At 60.4% G+C, this 15,587-nt stretch carries 17 protein-coding genes; 8 read left to right on the top strand and 9 right to left on the bottom strand.

The genetic code is table 11. The annotated features are described in order from the left end of the window. Nucleotides 1-32: 32 nt before the first annotated feature. The gene (locus ACYVDM_RS25700; protein ID WP_415793438.1) at nt 33-392 is read right to left on the bottom strand and encodes a DUF4148 domain-containing protein; all 360 of its coding nucleotides are present in this window, start codon (nt 390-392) and stop codon (nt 33-35) included. Nucleotides 393-526: 134 nt separating this feature from the next. On the opposite strand from ACYVDM_RS25700, the gene ACYVDM_RS25695 reads away from it, so the two are divergent. Then, nucleotides 527-1,477, top strand: a complete 951-nt coding sequence (locus ACYVDM_RS25695; protein ID WP_415793437.1) for a LysR family transcriptional regulator — start codon at nt 527-529, stop codon at nt 1,475-1,477. Here the strand turns inward: ACYVDM_RS25695 and ACYVDM_RS25690 are convergent. The 8 genes from ACYVDM_RS25690 to purT form a co-directional block, all read right to left on the bottom strand. After that, a complete protein-coding gene (locus tag ACYVDM_RS25690; RefSeq protein ID WP_415793436.1) occupies nt 1,474-2,022 on the bottom strand; it encodes an adenine phosphoribosyltransferase in 549 nt (182 codons plus the stop codon). The two genes, ACYVDM_RS25695 and ACYVDM_RS25690, sit on opposite strands and share 4 nt — an antisense overlap. 55 nt (nt 2,023-2,077) lie before the next feature. Continuing rightward, on the bottom strand, nt 2,078-3,763 hold the full coding sequence (gene cydC / locus ACYVDM_RS25685) for a thiol reductant ABC exporter subunit CydC (protein WP_415793435.1): 1,686 nt from the start codon (nt 3,761-3,763) through the stop codon (nt 2,078-2,080). Then, a complete protein-coding gene (gene cydD, locus ACYVDM_RS25680) occupies nt 3,760-5,559 on the bottom strand; it encodes a thiol reductant ABC exporter subunit CydD (RefSeq protein ID WP_415793434.1) in 1,800 nt (599 codons plus the stop codon). Before cydD ends, cydC begins: the two co-directional genes overlap by 4 nt. 5 nt (nt 5,560-5,564) lie before the next feature. Then, complete coding sequence (gene cydX, locus ACYVDM_RS25675) at nt 5,565-5,690, bottom strand: cytochrome bd-I oxidase subunit CydX (protein WP_415793433.1); 126 nt, start codon at nt 5,688-5,690, stop codon at nt 5,565-5,567. Between the two features lie 39 nt (nt 5,691-5,729). Next, a complete protein-coding gene (gene cydB / locus ACYVDM_RS25670; RefSeq protein WP_415793432.1) occupies nt 5,730-6,884 on the bottom strand; it encodes a cytochrome d ubiquinol oxidase subunit II in 1,155 nt (384 codons plus the stop codon). A 15-nt stretch (nt 6,885-6,899) separates the two neighbouring features. After that, the gene (locus tag ACYVDM_RS25665; protein WP_415793431.1) at nt 6,900-8,477 is read right to left on the bottom strand and encodes a cytochrome ubiquinol oxidase subunit I; all 1,578 of its coding nucleotides are present in this window, start codon (nt 8,475-8,477) and stop codon (nt 6,900-6,902) included. A gap of 123 nt (nt 8,478-8,600) precedes the next feature. Beyond that, nucleotides 8,601-9,146, bottom strand: coding sequence for a GbsR/MarR family transcriptional regulator (locus ACYVDM_RS25660; RefSeq protein WP_415793430.1), 546 nt, complete (start codon nt 9,144-9,146; stop codon nt 8,601-8,603). A gap of 242 nt (nt 9,147-9,388) precedes the next feature. Then, nucleotides 9,389-10,603 (bottom strand): formate-dependent phosphoribosylglycinamide formyltransferase, encoded by a 1,215-nt coding sequence (gene purT / locus ACYVDM_RS25655; protein WP_415793429.1) that lies wholly within the window; start codon nt 10,601-10,603, stop codon nt 9,389-9,391. Between the two features lie 110 nt (nt 10,604-10,713). Between purT and ACYVDM_RS25650 the strand changes: the two genes are divergently transcribed. The 7 genes from ACYVDM_RS25650 (at nt 10,714) to ACYVDM_RS25620 (ending at nt 15,570) form a co-directional block, all read left to right on the top strand. Beyond that, the gene (locus tag ACYVDM_RS25650; protein ID WP_415793428.1) at nt 10,714-11,703 is read left to right on the top strand and encodes a KpsF/GutQ family sugar-phosphate isomerase; all 990 of its coding nucleotides are present in this window, start codon (nt 10,714-10,716) and stop codon (nt 11,701-11,703) included. Beyond that, nucleotides 11,700-12,305, top strand: coding sequence for a KdsC family phosphatase (locus ACYVDM_RS25645; protein ID WP_415793427.1), 606 nt, complete (start codon nt 11,700-11,702; stop codon nt 12,303-12,305). The genes ACYVDM_RS25650 and ACYVDM_RS25645 overlap by 4 nt, the downstream gene beginning before the upstream one ends. A 14-nt stretch (nt 12,306-12,319) precedes the next feature. Beyond that, a complete protein-coding gene (lptC, locus tag ACYVDM_RS25640) occupies nt 12,320-12,937 on the top strand; it encodes an LPS export ABC transporter periplasmic protein LptC (protein ID WP_415793425.1) in 618 nt (205 codons plus the stop codon). Continuing rightward, nucleotides 12,934-13,572 carry a lipopolysaccharide transport periplasmic protein LptA gene (gene lptA / locus ACYVDM_RS25635; RefSeq protein ID WP_415793424.1) on the top strand — a complete coding sequence of 213 codons (639 nt, stop codon included), beginning with the start codon at nt 12,934-12,936 and terminating at the stop codon, nt 13,570-13,572. The genes lptC and lptA overlap by 4 nt, the downstream gene beginning before the upstream one ends. A 31-nt stretch (nt 13,573-13,603) precedes the next feature. Continuing rightward, nucleotides 13,604-14,395, top strand: coding sequence for an LPS export ABC transporter ATP-binding protein (gene lptB / locus ACYVDM_RS25630; protein ID WP_415793423.1), 792 nt, complete (start codon nt 13,604-13,606; stop codon nt 14,393-14,395). 153 nt (nt 14,396-14,548) lie between these two features. Further along, a complete protein-coding gene (hpf, locus tag ACYVDM_RS25625; protein ID WP_415793422.1) occupies nt 14,549-14,887 on the top strand; it encodes a ribosome hibernation-promoting factor, HPF/YfiA family in 339 nt (112 codons plus the stop codon). Between the two features lie 227 nt (nt 14,888-15,114). After that, nucleotides 15,115-15,570: a PTS sugar transporter subunit IIA gene (locus ACYVDM_RS25620; RefSeq protein ID WP_415793462.1), complete on the top strand. Its 456-nt coding sequence runs from the start codon at nt 15,115-15,117 to the stop codon at nt 15,568-15,570. The last annotated feature ends 17 nt before the right edge of the window (nt 15,571-15,587 follow it).

Below are 15,587 nucleotides of genomic sequence, written 5' to 3'. Positions count from 1 at the left end.
CTAGCGCAACATTTATAGCAACAGCCCGCTCGCTATCGACGCTCTGGAGGATAGTCCTGTTCGCCGTACGTCACTTCCCCAGCCGCTTTAGCGGCCTGTAGTTCGGCCCGCACTTGCTCGCGTGTTTTATGGGTTGTGGCACGAAGTGGCGGCGGATAGTCCAGATCACCTGAGCTCACGTCGCCAGCAGCACGGGCTTGCTCAAGTTCGGCGCGAACTTGCTCGCGCGTCTGGACTGTCGTCGCCGACTGAACAGGCGGATAGTCCTGTTCGCCGTCAGTCACCTCGCCTGCGGCCTTGGCAGCAGCAAGCTCCGCACGGACCTGAGCGCGGGATTTTCCTTTTTTTGAATGCTTTTCCATCATCCGCACCAAACTAAATGTCTTCACCATTCATGCCGCCTCTGCGCATGACCGACACGAGCGTTTGTTCGGCCCACTGGAACAGTCTTTCCCATTTTTCACGCAGACGCGCACCATTACATTGGGATATCGTATGTATTCGGCACATTACTCGCAGAAAGATCATGGATATCCAGCTAAACGACATCGCCCTGTTTGTCGAAGTCGCCAAGCGCAAGAATTTCAGTCATGCCGCCGAAGCACTCAATATGCCCGCCTCGACCCTATCACGGCGAGTTAGCGACCTTGAGCACAACATCGGCATGAAACTGCTTAACCGCAGCACTCGACGCATCGATCTGACCGAAGCCGGTCAGATATATTTTGAACGTTGCCGCCCTATTATTGAAGAAGCCAGCGTCGCGCACGACCAATTAGTGGACATGGCCGCCCAGCCCAAAGGACGCCTGCGTGTCTCGATGCCTTCCAGCTTGGCGCAGATATTTTTACCCGCGATCATCCGCGACTTTCGCACACAGTATCCCGATATCGAGTGCGATTTTGACCTGAACATACATCCAGTCGACCCGATCAGCAATCCGTATGATCTCGTATTGCGATTCGGTCAGCAACCCGATTCAAGTCTGGTCGCACGCCAGGTCGTGCTCATGGAACACCGTTTATACGCGTCATCGCAATACCTGAAGCTGCACGGCACCCCACGCATACCGAGCGACCTGGAACACCACGAGTGCCTGCGTCCCGCCATGAGCGATGCGTTCTCGCACTGGACGCTGCATTCGGGCGACAAGACCGAGCGCATTGCCGTATCTGGGCGAGTGGCGGCCAACAACGTAGGCATGCTGTCGAGCTTGGCCAATCAGGGCATGGGTATCGCGCCCTTGCTGCACTTTGAGCCCATTGGCCACCCGATTGCCAACAAAGATTTGGTGCTCGTGCTGCCCGAGTGGCGCCTGACGCCTGTCCCATTGTTCGCGCTGCTGCCTTCGCGCATGATTCCTGCGAAAACACGGGCATTTCTGGACTTTATTCAGCCACGATTGATTAACCCGACCTCATGGCTGCAGCCGGACGCGGATATCGCCACAAGGCATGACCAATTGAACGCCGCCTAATCCGCCGAGCCGTAGCTACACACAGTAAACAGCGGTGTACCCGTTGCGGCAATCTTGCCCGACCCACCCAAGTCGGGCAGATCCACAATCGCGGCGGCCTCGACGACATTAGCCCCGAGTCGCTGCAGTAGCTTGATCGCGGCCAACATCGTGCCACCCGTGGCAATCAGGTCATCCACCAACAGCACGCGCTGGCCCGTACGCACCGCGTCGGCGTGCATTTCCACGGACGAGTTGCCGTATTCCAGTGTGTATTCTTCGGCGACCGTACGAAATGGCAGCTTGCCGCTCTTGCGCACCGGTACAAAGCCCAGATTCAACTCGTACGCCAGGACGCTGCCAATGATGAAGCCACGCGCGTCGACGCCCGCGACCAAATCTAAACGCTGGCGCATATAGCGGTACACAAACAGGTCGATCAGGACACGAAAAGTGCGAGGATCTTGCAATAATGGCGTGATATCACGAAACATCACGCCCGGGCGTGGCCAGTCGGGTATGCTGCGGATGGTGCGCCGAATCAGTTCGACGTTGTCGGTCTGCATAAGCATGCCCCGGGGATAAATTAATGCAAGGCGAACTATAACCGCGCCCGTGCGGTTAGGCTAGAACAGAAACTTCCAGACATCCGCCACGCAAGCGCAGCGTGCGGTCCACCGCGCCCGGCGGCAAACGCGCATGCGTTACCAACACGACCGTGCGGCCCGCCGCAGCACGTGCCAGATCGGTAAAAAAAGCCTCCTGTGCGTCTTCCGCCAGCCCGGCGGTGGGCTCATCCAGGGCCAGGACCGGACAGGGCGTCAACAAGGCCCGCGCCAGACACAAGCGACGTGCTTGCCCCATCGATAGACTCGCCCCCGTCTCTCCGACCCAGGTATCCAGTCCATCCGGCAAGCTCCGCGCAAAGTCTCCCAACCGTGCCCCATCCAACGCCGCCCACAGCGACGCCTCATCGGCCTGCGCATCACCGATCAACAAGTTGGTTCGCAGCGTGCCCAGAAACGCCGGCGCGTCCTGCGCCAACCACGCTACTTTGCTGTGCAATTCCGCTAACGACGCCTGACGCAAATCCACACCGCCAAAACGCACGCATCCAGACTGGGGATCCTCGAGTCGCACCAACAGTTGCAACAATGTGGACTTGCCTGCTCCGCTGGGGCCGGTGATGGCGACGTGCTCACCCGGCTCGATACGCAAATTGATCGATTTCAACACCGGCGCCGTCAGCGCCTCCTCCGCACTCGGGTAAGCAAAAGACACGTCATCAAACTCAATCGCTCCCTGCGCGGGCAAGGACCGGGGGTGCGCCGGGTCACGTTGATCAGGTATCTGTTCAACCAGAGCGCGAATACGCTGCGCGGCCGCGACTGCGCCCCCCAATCTTGCGGCGCCTCGCATCAATGGACCCGTGACCTCAAAAATACCGATGACCGCCAACAGCAGTCCCGCCAACAACGGTCCGCTCAACCGTCCCTGGCGCAACCCTTCCAGACCGAACCACAAAACGCCCAGCACACAAACGCCGGCCAGGACCTGCAGCAGCCACACGCCATTGGCCGCCACGTGCATTTGCGTTTCATGGGCGCGCGCCGCGCGCCGGCAGTCCACGGCAAATCCGGATCTGACCTGATCCACGGCAGACAAGGCCATCAGGTCAGCGTGACTTTCCACCACCTCGAGTGTGGTCGCTCGCAACGCCGCCAGATTTTCTTGAAGTTCAACCCCAGGCACACGCGCAGCACGCGCCTGCCAGACGGGAATCACCAGACAGGCCACCCCCATCGCACCAGCCAACACCCACCCCGCCGCGGGCACCCAGACGCCCAGCACGACAGCCAGCACGACCGCCGCAATGCCGGACGTAAGCATGGGGGTCAGTACGTGTAGAAACACGGTATCCAGGGCATCGACGTCCCCTGTCAAACGCGCCACCAAGTCGCCATCGCGATAGCGCCCCAACTGGCGAGGCGTCAACGCCACCAGCGCCGTGAACACGCGGCTGCGCAAATCCGTCAACAAGCGCAGCGTGGCGGCATGCCCTACCAATCGCTCCGCATAACGCGACGCGATGCGCACAAAAGACAACATCCGCACCAGCGCCGACGGCGCGAACAGGTTAAAAAAGGCCCCCGCTCCCGCCAAGGCGGCCGCACTCAAAAACCAGCCCGATACGCCGAGCAATCCCACGCCGGCGGCGATCGTCAATAGCGCCAGCAACAGCGATCCTGCCAAACTCACCCAGCGGCGGCGATATAAAGATGGCAACAACCGCAGGAGGGATTTCATGCGGGCTCCAGCTTGCTATGCACCACCTGAATCGTTCGCGACAAGCGCTGCGCCACGGCCGAAGCATGGGTCGCCAGCAGCAGCGTGCGCCCCTGTGCAAACGCCAGTATTTCGTCCAGGACTTGCATTTGCATCGCCCCGTCCAGATGCGCGGTCGGCTCGTCCAGCAGGATCAGCCCGGGGTCTCGCAGAAACAGTCGCGCCAGCGCGACCCGCTGCGCCTGACCGCCAGACAGTCCGCGTCCCCGCGTGCCCAGTTCAGTATCCAGACCTGCGGGCAGGGGCGACGCAAACTCCCACACATACGCGCGACGCGCGGCCTCATGCACCTGCGCATCGGTCGCATCGGGTCGGCCCAATCGAATGTTGTCCGCGATGCTGCCCGCAAACAAAAAGGGCTTTTGTCCGATGAGGGCGACATGCGTACGCAACGCGCTCTCGTCCCAATCTGCCAGCGGTATGCCGCCGAGCTCGATCGCACCTTGGCCAGGACGCAAGCGACAAAGTGTTTCCAGCAAGGTGGTCTTGCCACTCCCGCTGGGGCCCATCAACGCCACCTGCTCGCCCGCCGCCAGACGGATCGACGCCGCGTCGAGCACAGGCGCGGACCGGCCCGGCGCGTGTACCGTCAAACCGGGCGCGGACACACTCATTGCGACACCCGCAAGAGGCCGTGTCGAAGATCCTGTGCGTTCGGGAAGACGCGCATCGTCCGCCGCATCGGCAGGCGTCATCACGGGCTCGGCCTCGGACCGCAACGTTTCAGGCAGTCCCTCGAACGCCGTCGCGATTTGCGCGGTTGCCGCGCGCGCGGCCGCCCTATCGTGATAATGCGCGGCAAACTGACGCAACGGCGCATACGCCTCAGGCGCCATTAGCAAGCAGAAAAGCCCGACCTGCAACGTCAGCCCAGTCGCGCGCAAATCCAGAAAACCCAGATACGTCAGACCAAAATACACGGCCATGCCGGCGACACCCAGCGCAGCGAAAAACTCCAGGACGGCGGAGGACAGAAAGGCGATACGTAACACCGACATCGTGCGCTGACGTACGGCCTCGCTGGCCGTCGCCACCGACGTCGCCTCGGCCTGGGCACGACCATACAGTTTCAGCGTCGACAATCCGCGCAAGCGATCTGCAAAAAAACCCGACAACCGCGCAAAGGCCCGCAAATGCCGGCGACTCGCCGCCTCGGCCCCCCACCCGACCAACGCCATGAACAGGGGAATCAGCGGTGCGGTCACGAGCAGCAGCAGGCCCGCAATCCAATCAAACGGCAGCAACACCACCGCAAAGGTGATGGGCAGCAGCGCGGCAGAGACAGCGGCGGGCAAATACCGAGAGAAAAAGCTATCAAGGGCCTCGACCTGATCGACGATGCCGCTGGCCAGCTCACCGGACACGCGCGCCCGCGACCATACGGGGCCGCGACTCACCAGCCGATCAAACAACGCCAAGCGAATACGCTGCTTAATGTCCTCGGCCGCGCGCGCGCCTGCCCGCTCGCTGACCCACGCCAGCCCCGCGCGCACTACCATCAGCACGATAATCACCGAGATCTTGCCCACCAGCGCCGTACGCGGCACCTGATGGGCAATCGCAGCATCTAGCACCTGCGCCAACAACCAGGCCTGCACTAACAGCAGCACCCCACCCAAGAGAGGCGCCGCAATGGCCAATGCCAGCGGTACCCGCGGGATGCGGGCCTGGGCACTTAGCCAACGGACGTGCTCGCGCGGCAGCTTGTCGGCCCCCAACGTCGAGGCAGATGTCGCCCCCGAAGGCCCCTGCTGCACGCGGGTCACACGCGGCCAGACGTCTTGGCCGGATCGTGCTCTGCGCCTTCACGCAGTTCGAACCACATGGCGTTCAAAATGCCGAACGCACAGGCTAGGCTCAAGCCCAAAATCCACGAGAAATACCACATGATTTAACGCTCCTCGCAATACGCAATAACGTATTAGGCTCAATAAGAATTAGGCGTTTCCGAAATCGACTCGGTCGTGACTTTACCGCGCATTACACGGTAGACCCAGGCGGTGTAGAGCGTGATGATCGGCAGAAAAAATGCGACCGCCAACACCATGATCCACAACGTCAGCTTGCTCGACGATGCATCCCATATGGTCAACCCGAAATTCGGATTCGTCGACGACGGCATCAAGAAGGGAAACAGCGCAAACCCGACCGTCAGGATGACACCCGCGATGGCCAGCGACGAGACGATGAACGCCAGCCAGTGCGCCCGTACCGTCAGCAGCAAAGCCACCACCAACGCGCCGCCGACGCCCAGCGCGGGTGCAATCCAGGCCAGGGGCCATTTTTCAAAGTTGAGCATCCAACTGCCCGCCTGGACGGCGACCTCTTTGAGGGTGGGATTCGAAGGCGCCATCGTATTCACGGCACTGGTAATGACATGACCATCGATCGCTCCCGCGATCCAGAATCCTCCGGCGGCAAATAGCACGGCTGTCAGCACGGCAGCGATGCGCCCGGCATGACGCGCCCGTGCCGCTACCGCGCCTTCGGTTCGCCACGCCAGCACCACCGCGCCGTGCATCACCACCATGAGTACGCTCACGATACCGGCCAACAACGCGAAAGGACTGAACAACTGATAAAAGTGCCCGTGGTACTCGGGTCGCAAAGAAGCGCTATCAAAACCAAACGGCACGCCCACGATCAGATTGCCCATGGCCACCCCGAACACCAGCGCGGCCACCACGCCCGTCCCGCAGAGCACGCCATCCCAGGTTTTACGCCAACGGCTGCCTTCCATTTTGCTGCGATATTTGAAAGCCACCGGTCGCAAGATGAGCGCGAGCAGCGCCAGCATCATCGCCAGATAAAACCCGGAAAATGACGCCGCATAGAGCAGCGGCCAGGCCGCAAAAATAGCGCCTCCGCCCGTAATCAACCAGACCTGGTTGCCCTCCCAGACAGGTGCCACGACGTTAATGACCACCCGCCGCTCGGCATCGGTGTGCGCCACAACAGGCAGCAACGCCGCGACGCCCAAGTCAAAACCGTCCATGACGGCAAATCCGATCAATAGCAGGCCCAACAGCGCCCACCAGATCACGCGCAATGTCGCGTAGTCAAAAGGAATCAGCGTTTCCATGTGTGATCTCCGGGCTTAGTAGGCATCAACAGCGGCGGCCACCGGGTCGGCCGGCGTCGGACGCGCAACGGCCAAGTCCGATTTGGGCCCTGCCTTGATCGCATGCAGCATCACCTTCACGCCGACAACCAATAGTGCGGTATACAACACCAGGAATATCGTCAAACTGATCACCAGATCGGTAACGGTCAGGCCGGACGCCGCATAGTACGTCGGCAGCACCCCTTCGATCACCCAGGGTTGACGCCCATACTCTGCGACAAACCATCCCGCCTCGATCGCCACCCATGGCAACGGCAGGCTCCATAACGCGATCTTCAGGAGTGCGGGTCGCTTCTCCAGGTGCCCACGCGAAGCCAACCAAAACGCCACCGCGAAGAACAGGATCAGATACATCCCCACGGCCACCATGATGCGAAACGCCCAGAATAGCGGCGCCACGGTCGGAATCGTGTCTATCGCCGCCTGTTGAATCTCGGCGTCGGTGACTTTGCTCAGATCGGGTTGATAGCGCTTGACCAACAAGGCGTATCCCAGATCGGGCCACCCTTTGTCCAGGATCATACGGGCCTCGACATCGTCTGGATTGGCCCGTATGCGTTCCATGGCCTGGTACGCGACGATCCCCTCACGAATACGAAACTCGGCGCGCCTGACCAGATCGTCGATCCCCAACAACGGCGTCGTCAGCGAACGCGTACCGATGATGCCCATCACATAGGGGATCTCGATCGCGAAATCATTCTTGCGCTCGGCCTGATTGGGAATAGCAAACAGATTAAAGCTGGCCGGTGCGGGCTCGGTATGCCACATCGCCTCAATGGCCGCAATCTTCATTTTCTGATGTTCCGTGGTCAGGTAACCGCTTTCGTCACCCAGCACCACGACCGACAGGGACGCGGCCAGACCAAAACTGGCCGCTACCGTCATGGAGCGTTTAGCCAGGTCCACGTGACGACGGCGCAGTAGATACCAGGCACTGATCGACATCACAAACATCGCACCCGCTACGTAACCGGCGCTGACCGTATGTACGAACTTAGCCTGTGCCACCGGGTTGAAAATAACGGCGGCAAAATCCGTCATCTCCATACGCATGGTGTCGGGGTTGAACACCGCCCCTACCGGGTTCTGCATCCAGCCATTGGCGATCAAAATCCACAGCGCAGAAAAATTGGTGCCAAACGCCACCAGCCAGGTCACGGTTAAGTGCCCAACCTTCGAGAGACGATTCCAGCCAAAGAAGAACAGCCCGACAAAGGTCGCCTCGAGGAAGAACGCCATCAGGCCCTCGAGCGCCAACGGCGCGCCAAACACATCGCCCACGTAGTGGCTGTAGTAGGACCAGTTCATGCCGAACTGGAACTCCATCACGACGCCCGTGGCCACGCCCAACGCGAAATTGATGCCGAACAATGTGCCCCAGAACATCGTCATGCGGCGCCAGATGTCGCGCCCCGTCATGACGTACACACTCTCCATGATGGCGAGAATGAATGACAAGCCCAAGGTCAGCGGCACAAAAATGAAGTGATACATGACTGTCGCGGCAAACTGAAACCGCGACAAATTCACGACGTCTAAATCAATCATGGACAGCCCCCGAACAGACAGCACACCACGACGGCATTTGCACGCCGCGACCGACGCAACAGGTATCCCATAATAGGGACATACAGGGCAACTTCATAGGGGCTCTCATTGTGCGCTGCGATGTCAATCCCGGCCCCGCAGCTTGCCGGCAAAATCCAGAACCTTTTGAACCTTGGTGCCCATCCGCATCAGCCGTTGCAGCGTTTCTGGGGGTAGGCTATGCACCTCATCGAACCAACCGGTGGTGAGCTCGATGAGTTTGAGCATTTCGTCCATACGTTCATGCGCATAAGCCTCGGCCTCGCCCATAGGCGCCTCCAACAGCGTGTCACGCAGCATCGTCAACGTCGGATCGATTTCGCGCTTACGCTTTTCTTCCATCAAAATGCGGAAGATTTCCCAGACGTCTTTGGGGGTTTCAAAGTAATCGCGCCGATCTCCAATCTGGTGAATCAGCTTGACCAGCCGCCAGGACTGCAGCTCTTTGAGTCCCATGCTGACGTTCGAGCGCGAAAATCCCAGCGCCTCGGCAATGTCATCCGCATGCAACGGCTGCGGAGACAGGAACAGCAATGCATACATCTGCCCAACCGTCCGGTTAACTCCCCAGCGGCTGCCCATCTCGCCAAAATGCAGGACGAAACGTTCGGTTTGAGGGCTGAGTGGCATTATTTTATTACGTTGATTTCAGAAATTCCTGAAATTATCGAACAAACAGAATACGAAGGCAAATCCTGTGATGTAGCGCAGCCACACTCACGGCAACTCGGAAAAAAGATCAAAGACGTCATATCGCGGCATGATACGGCCGCAAAAATGACTTTGTATTAAGGACCGCGCGGATAAACTGCCTAACCCTGATAAAGATCAAACCCTTGGCATTTTTCGCCGTGGCACCTGCCCGATCAGACTCAGGCCTTGACGGTCACCGTCGACGAAACGCGTTTGGCCTTTTCGCGAGCGGCCTCGACATTGTCGGCAACCGCCAACGCCACGCCCATGCGACGCTTTACAAAAGATTCGGGCTTGCCGAATAGCCGCAGATCGGTGCCGGATTCGGCCAGCGCCTGTGCGACGTCGTGAAACGACACTCCACGCGTGTCGAGCCCCCCGTAAATCACGCTGCTGGCGCCGGCCTGACGCAGCGCCGTATCGACAGGCAGACCCAGCAACGCACGAGCATGCAATTCGAACTCGCTTTGTACCTGGGAAATCATGGTCACCATGCCCGTATCGTGCGGCCGCGGACTGACTTCGGAAAACCAGACCTGATCCCCGGCCACGAACAGTTCGACCCCAAAGACCCCCATTCCGCCCAGATCGCTCGTAATGGCACGGGCAATCTCGCGCGAGCGCTCCAGCGCGATCGGCGACATGGGATGCGGCTGCCAGCTTTCGACATAGTCGCCGTCGACCTGGCGGTGACCGATCGGGTCGCAGAAAAACGTCTCGATGTCACCATTCGCACCGCGTGCTCGCACGGTCAGCAGAGTGATTTCGTAATCAAAGCGGATAAAGCCTTCGACAATGATGCGACCGGCGCCCACGCGGCCGCCTTCTTGGGAATATTGCCAGGCAGCCTCAATATCGTCAGGCCCATGAATGACGGATTGCCCTTTGCCCGACGAGGACATCACGGGCTTGACCACGCAGGGATAGCCAATGCCACTATCAATCGCCTGGCGCAACTCGGTCTCGGTATCGACGAAACGATAGGGCGAGACCGGGAGATTCAGGGTTTCTGCGGCCAAACGCCGAATCCCCTCGCGATTCATTGTCAATTGTGCAGCCCGCGCGGTCGGCGTCACCCGCACGGCGCCGGCGGCCTCTAGCGCCACCAGCACATCCGTGGCAATCGCCTCGATCTCGGGCACCACGACATCGGGACGTTCTTGTTCGATCACGCGCCGCAAGGCCTCGGGATCAGTCATGGGGATGACGTGCGCACGGTGCGCGACCTGATGACCTGGTGCATCCGCATAGCGATCCACGGCGATAACCTCGATACCCAACCGTTGCAGGGCAATGATGACTTCTTTACCTAGCTCGCCAGAACCCAGCAACATGACACGGGTGGCCGTTGGGGACAAAGGCGTGCCTAGCACGGGCGCGGGAAACGAGGACATGATAGGAACCTGACTAAGAATGGATGCGAAAGGAAACGCAAATTTGCCGCGCCAGCATGCCATACCCCCCGACCATCAGCAACTGGCCATAGTGCGATTAAAATCCGTCCATGATCGATCATCCCACCCCCTCGTCCGCGACGGCGCTCAGTTCGGCGCGCCGCACCCTGCAAATCGAAGCACAGGCCCTCACCGACCTGGCGGCACGGCTGGACGACGACTTTAGACACGTCGTCGACCTGCTGCTGGCGTGTCGTGGGCGCGTCGTGGTCAGCGGTATAGGCAAAACGGGCCATATTGCCCGCAAAGTCGCCGCCACCTTTGCCTCGACCGGCACCCCGGCGTTTTTCGTCCATGCGGCCGAGGCCATCCATGGCGACCTGGGCATGATTACGCGTGACGACGTCCTGATCGCGATTTCACACTCCGGATCCGGTCAGGAATTGCTCACCATTTTGCCCGTTGCCCGTCGTATGGGAACCACCCTGGTCGCCATCACCGGCAACCCGGACTCCGAATTGGCGCGATTGGCCGACTGGCACCTGGACACCAGCGTGGCCCAAGAGGCCTGCCCGCTGAATCTGGCCCCGACCGCCAGCACGACGGCCGCCCTGGCTCTCGGCGACGCGCTCGCCGTGGCTTGCCTGGAGGCCCGCGGCTTCGGTCCCGAGGACTTTGCCCGCTCGCATCCCGGCGGCACGCTAGGTCGCCGGCTGTTGACCCACGTCCGCGATGTCATGCGCGACGGCGCCGCGCTCCCCCTGGTCACCGAAGACGCCAGCCTCTTTCCGGTGCTCGAAGTCATGTCCGCCAAAGGCATGGGCATGACCATCGTGGTAGATTCAGAAGGCAAGCCGGTCGGCATTTTCACTGACGGCGATTTACGTCGCCTGATTGAACGCCATGGTGACATTCGCAATCTAACGGTCGCCCAGGGCATGACCCGCCTGCCGCGCAGCATCGGCCCCGATGCGCTGGCCGTCGATGCCGCCCGGGAAATGGACGAACAACGGCTGAACCAGATGCTCGTGGTCGATGCCGACGGCGCCCTGTTGGGCGCCCTACACATGCATGACCTGATGGCCGCGAAGGTAGTATGACCATGACGATTTCTCCTCTTCCCCACCCCGCCGAAGCCCTGGTGCTCGCCCGCATTGCTCCCGCCATACGCCAGCGCGCCGCGGCCGTACGCCTGATGGTTTTTGACGTCGACGGCGTCCTGACCGATGGCAGCCTGTACTACGGCGAGAGCGGCGAATTATTCAAACGCTTTAATTCCCTGGACGGCCACGGCTTGCGCTTGCTCACAGAAGGCGGCCTCAAGGTCGCACTGATTACCGGTCGCTCGGGCCCCATCGTCAGTCGTCGCGCCGCCGAACTCGGCATCGCCGATGTCATGCAAGGCATACGAGACAAGGCCGCCGCACTGACCGAACTGGCGCAACGGCACGGCATGGAACTCTCCCAGATCGGTTATATGGGTGACGACATCATCGATTTGCCCGCCATGCAGCGGGTCGGTTTCGCTGCCAGCGTCCCCAACGCCCCCGGCTACATCACCCAGACCGCGCACTGGGTGGCATCGGTTCCCGGCGGCAGCGGCGCCGTACGCGAATGCTGCGACCTGCTGCTGGCCGCCCAAGGCCGGCTCGGCGCCTTCATGAACGCGCCCGGCCTGCTCGGTCCGGGCGCGATTCAGTAACGCAAGGGCGTCGCATGAAAGAACGACTTCCCGCGCTGATCGCCCTGCTGCTGCTGATTGCACTAGTGGTCGGCACCTGGTGGGCGGCGGGTTACGCGCAGCGTGCCATTCCCATCGACCCGCCTCGTCGCCTGACCCACGAGATGGATTCTTGGGCGCGCGACTTCGTCATGTTGCGCACGGACGCCAGCGGCAAACCCGTCAATCGTATGGAAGGCGCATACGCCGAACACTTTCCGGACGATGACTCCTACCATGTCACCGACCCGCGGGCCGTTGGCCAACAAGAAGCCAACCCTATCACTGTCGCCACCGCCAACAGCGCCATCATGGAAAAAGGCGGTGATCGCATCATCATGAATGGTTCGGCGCATGTCCATCGCCAACCAGACGCAAAGAACGACGCGCTTGACGTACGTAGCGAACAGCTCATCATCTTGCCTGACGAGGACGTCATTTACACCGACCTGCCTGCGATCGTCCTCAAGGGCAACTCACGCATGAGCGGCACTGGCATGCGCTACAACAACAAAACCCGGCAATTGCAGGTCTCGGCGTCCACCGACGTCGAGATTGCCGGATCCGAAACACGCAGCCGCACTCGAGACGGCTCCAACCAGAATCCACCATGACCGACTTACGGACTTTCTTTAGCCCACGGCCACGCCGCCACGCGATCACGTTCCTGCTCGCCACCGTGCTGCTGGGCATGGGTGCCGGCGTGCACGCGCAAGACCAGAACGCGCCCGCCGAAGATCCCAGCACGATGATTTTGTCGGACACGCTGCACTACGATGACATCAAGCGTCAAAGCGTTTTCACTGGTAACGTTGTGCTGACGCGCGGACTCATGAAATTGACCGCCGATGAACTCGAGGTCACTGAAGACGACGCGGGCAACCAGCACGGCACGGCCCGGGCCAACAAAGGTAAAGTCGTCACCATCCGCCAAGAGCGGCCCGCCACCTACGAGGTGATCGAGGGCAAAGGCCTGCGCGCCGAATATGACAGCAACAAAAGTCAGTTCGACCTGATCGGGCAAGCCGTCATCATCCGCTACGTCTGTGGCAAACCCTTCGACACCATCCGTGGCGAGCGGGTACGCTACAACGAAAAAACCGGGGTATACCAAGCCCAGGGGGGAGCCAACTCCTCGGCGCCCGGCGGCCGCGTACGCTCGATTGTCGAGCCGCGTGCCAAAGCCGATGCCGCAGCCGCGGAATGCCGTGGCGGAAAAGGCCCCAAAGACGCCAAACAAAATGGCTAATTCATCCTCGCCGTCCGCTCATACCGTTGCAATGACCCAGACTTCCACGCCGTCTTCCTCGTCGTCCGCCCCCAGGGTCAAACAAGGTAGCCTGCGTGCCACCGGCCTACGCAAAATCTACAACGGTCGCACCGTCGTGCAAGATGTCTCACTGTCGGTCGTCAGCGGCGAGGTCGTGGGCCTGCTGGGCCCCAACGGCGCCGGCAAGACCACCAGTTTCTACATGATCGTCGGACTGGTGCCCGCCGACGCCGGCCGGATAGAAATCGACGGCACCACCATCACGTCCATGCCGATTCACAAACGAGCGAGGATGGGGCTGTCCTATCTGCCACAGGATGCGTCCGTGTTTCGACGTCTGACCGTTGAGCAAAACATCCGGGCCGTGCTGGAATTGCAACTCAATGCGCAGGGCAAGGCCTTGTCCCAGGCCGAAATTAAAGAGCAGCTTGAAGCCCTGCTCGACGACCTGCAGATCGGTCATATCCGGGATAATGCCGCGATCTCGCTGTCCGGTGGCGAGCGCCGCCGCGTCGAGATCGCCCGCGCCCTGGCCACACGTCCGCGTTTCATCCTGCTCGATGAGCCCTTTGCCGGCGTCGATCCGATCGCCGTCATCGAAATTCAACGCATCGTGCGCTTTCTCAAGGGTCGCGGCATCGGTGTGCTCATCACCGATCACAACGTCAGGGAAACACTGGGGATCTGCGACCGCGCGTACATCATCAGCGAGGGCAAGGTTCTGACGGACGGTCAGCCCGACGAGATCGTCGGCGACCCCGCCGTGCGGCGCGTTTATCTAGGCGAACATTTTCGGATGTAACCCCGGCGACCGGGCCCCTTGTTTTACCGGGCAGAGTCTATACACTAGTACTGAGTCAGTTCTATTTCTATTTTTCTACAGGAGGTCCTTTTTACTCATTTTCCCGCGCAATACGCGCACTTATTTCTCTTTGATATGGAAGGAGAGCACACTATGAACCTGAGCATCTGCGGTCGTCATCTCGACGTCACCCCGGCCATCCGGGAATATGTCATGAACAAACTGGCGCGAGTGCTACGGCATTTCGATCATGTGATCGATACCCAGGTCATGCTCTCAGTAGAGCCCCTGCGGCATAAAGCCGAAATCACCATGAGACTGCGCGGCAAGGATATCCATTGCGAAGCCGTGGATGAAAACCTCTATGCAGCCATCGATCTATTGGTCGACAAAATCGACCGTCAGGTCTTGAAACACAAAGACAAGATGCAGAGCCACACGGCAGAGTCCGTCAAGCGGTTGCCCGATATCAGCGCACCGCCCAGCCCATAAGGCAGGCACAGCATTACTTGTTCGCGCCACGCTACGGCCGGACTGAACCTTAAGATCCTCACGGATCGCCCTGACACCGGTGTCCCGCTGGATGGTTTCGATCCCGCCGGGGCATCGGCAAGTTACCCCCTCCCATTCCCGCCCGGAACCGACTATGCTTGTGGATTCCAACAGGCGAGCGAACGCAGTGTTTGTTGCACTGCGGGATAACACCTATAATGATCCGCATGAATCATTTGTCGCGCATCCTACCCGCCGGCAACATCATGCTCGACATGGCCGTTACCAGCAAGAAACGGGCATTCGAGCAGGCCGGGCTACTCTTTGAAAACCATCATGGCTTGGCCCGAACCATCGTGTTCGACAGCCTGTTTGCCCGCGAGCGCCTGGGATCCACTGCCCTGGGCCAAGGCGTGGCAGTCCCGCATGGTCGCGTAAAAGGTCTGGAAACCCCCCTGGCCGCATTTGTGCGGCTGGCGCAGCCGGTGCCGTTTGATGCGCCCGATGGTGAGCCGGTCATCATGCTGATGTGTCTGCTTGTGCCCGAGACGGCCACTCAGCAACACTTGGACATCCTGGCCGAACTGGCGCAATTGATGTCCAACAAAGCGTTGCGCGAAGCCCTGGTCACCGAGACGGATCCGACCGAAGTCCATCGCATGCTGACCACGGGCCAACGCTGACGTTCGCGGAACTACTG

It is taken from the genome of Bordetella tumulicola, assembly GCF_054779135.1.
The sequence above is the reverse complement of the archived record's forward strand: the minus strand, read 5'-3'. Positions and strand labels throughout refer to the sequence as shown.

Bases quoted from the DNA above. Each gene is read 5' to 3' on its own strand.
- ACYVDM_RS25645 (WP_415793427.1), top strand. From the start codon at position 11,700: ATGACCATGACGATTTCTCCTCTTCCCCACCCCGCCGAAGCCCTGGTG.
- hpf (WP_415793422.1), top strand. From the start codon at position 14,549: ATGAACCTGAGCATCTGCGGTCGTCATCTCGACGTCACCCCGGCCATC.
- ACYVDM_RS25690 (WP_415793436.1), bottom strand. From the start codon at position 2,022: ATGCAGACCGACAACGTCGAACTGATTCGGCGCACCATCCGCAGCATA.
- cydB (WP_415793432.1), bottom strand. From the start codon at position 6,884: ATGGAAACGCTGATTCCTTTTGACTACGCGACATTGCGCGTGATCTGG.
- ACYVDM_RS25700 (WP_415793438.1), bottom strand. From the start codon at position 392: ATGGTGAAGACATTTAGTTTGGTGCGGATGATGGAAAAGCATTCAAAA.
- cydX (WP_415793433.1), bottom strand. From the start codon at position 5,690: ATGTGGTATTTCTCGTGGATTTTGGGCTTGAGCCTAGCCTGTGCGTTC.
- lptB (WP_415793423.1), top strand. From the start codon at position 13,604: ATGACCCAGACTTCCACGCCGTCTTCCTCGTCGTCCGCCCCCAGGGTC.
- cydC (WP_415793435.1), bottom strand. From the start codon at position 3,763: ATGAAATCCCTCCTGCGGTTGTTGCCATCTTTATATCGCCGCCGCTGG.
- ACYVDM_RS25620 (WP_415793462.1), top strand. From the start codon at position 15,115: ATGAATCATTTGTCGCGCATCCTACCCGCCGGCAACATCATGCTCGAC.
- ACYVDM_RS25660 (WP_415793430.1), bottom strand. From the start codon at position 9,146: ATGCCACTCAGCCCTCAAACCGAACGTTTCGTCCTGCATTTTGGCGAG.
- lptC (WP_415793425.1), top strand. From the start codon at position 12,320: ATGAAAGAACGACTTCCCGCGCTGATCGCCCTGCTGCTGCTGATTGCA.
- ACYVDM_RS25650 (WP_415793428.1), top strand. From the start codon at position 10,714: ATGATCGATCATCCCACCCCCTCGTCCGCGACGGCGCTCAGTTCGGCG.
- ACYVDM_RS25665 (WP_415793431.1), bottom strand. From the start codon at position 8,477: ATGATTGATTTAGACGTCGTGAATTTGTCGCGGTTTCAGTTTGCCGCG.
- lptA (WP_415793424.1), top strand. From the start codon at position 12,934: ATGACCGACTTACGGACTTTCTTTAGCCCACGGCCACGCCGCCACGCG.
- purT (WP_415793429.1), bottom strand. From the start codon at position 10,603: ATGTCCTCGTTTCCCGCGCCCGTGCTAGGCACGCCTTTGTCCCCAACG.
- ACYVDM_RS25695 (WP_415793437.1), top strand. From the start codon at position 527: ATGGATATCCAGCTAAACGACATCGCCCTGTTTGTCGAAGTCGCCAAG.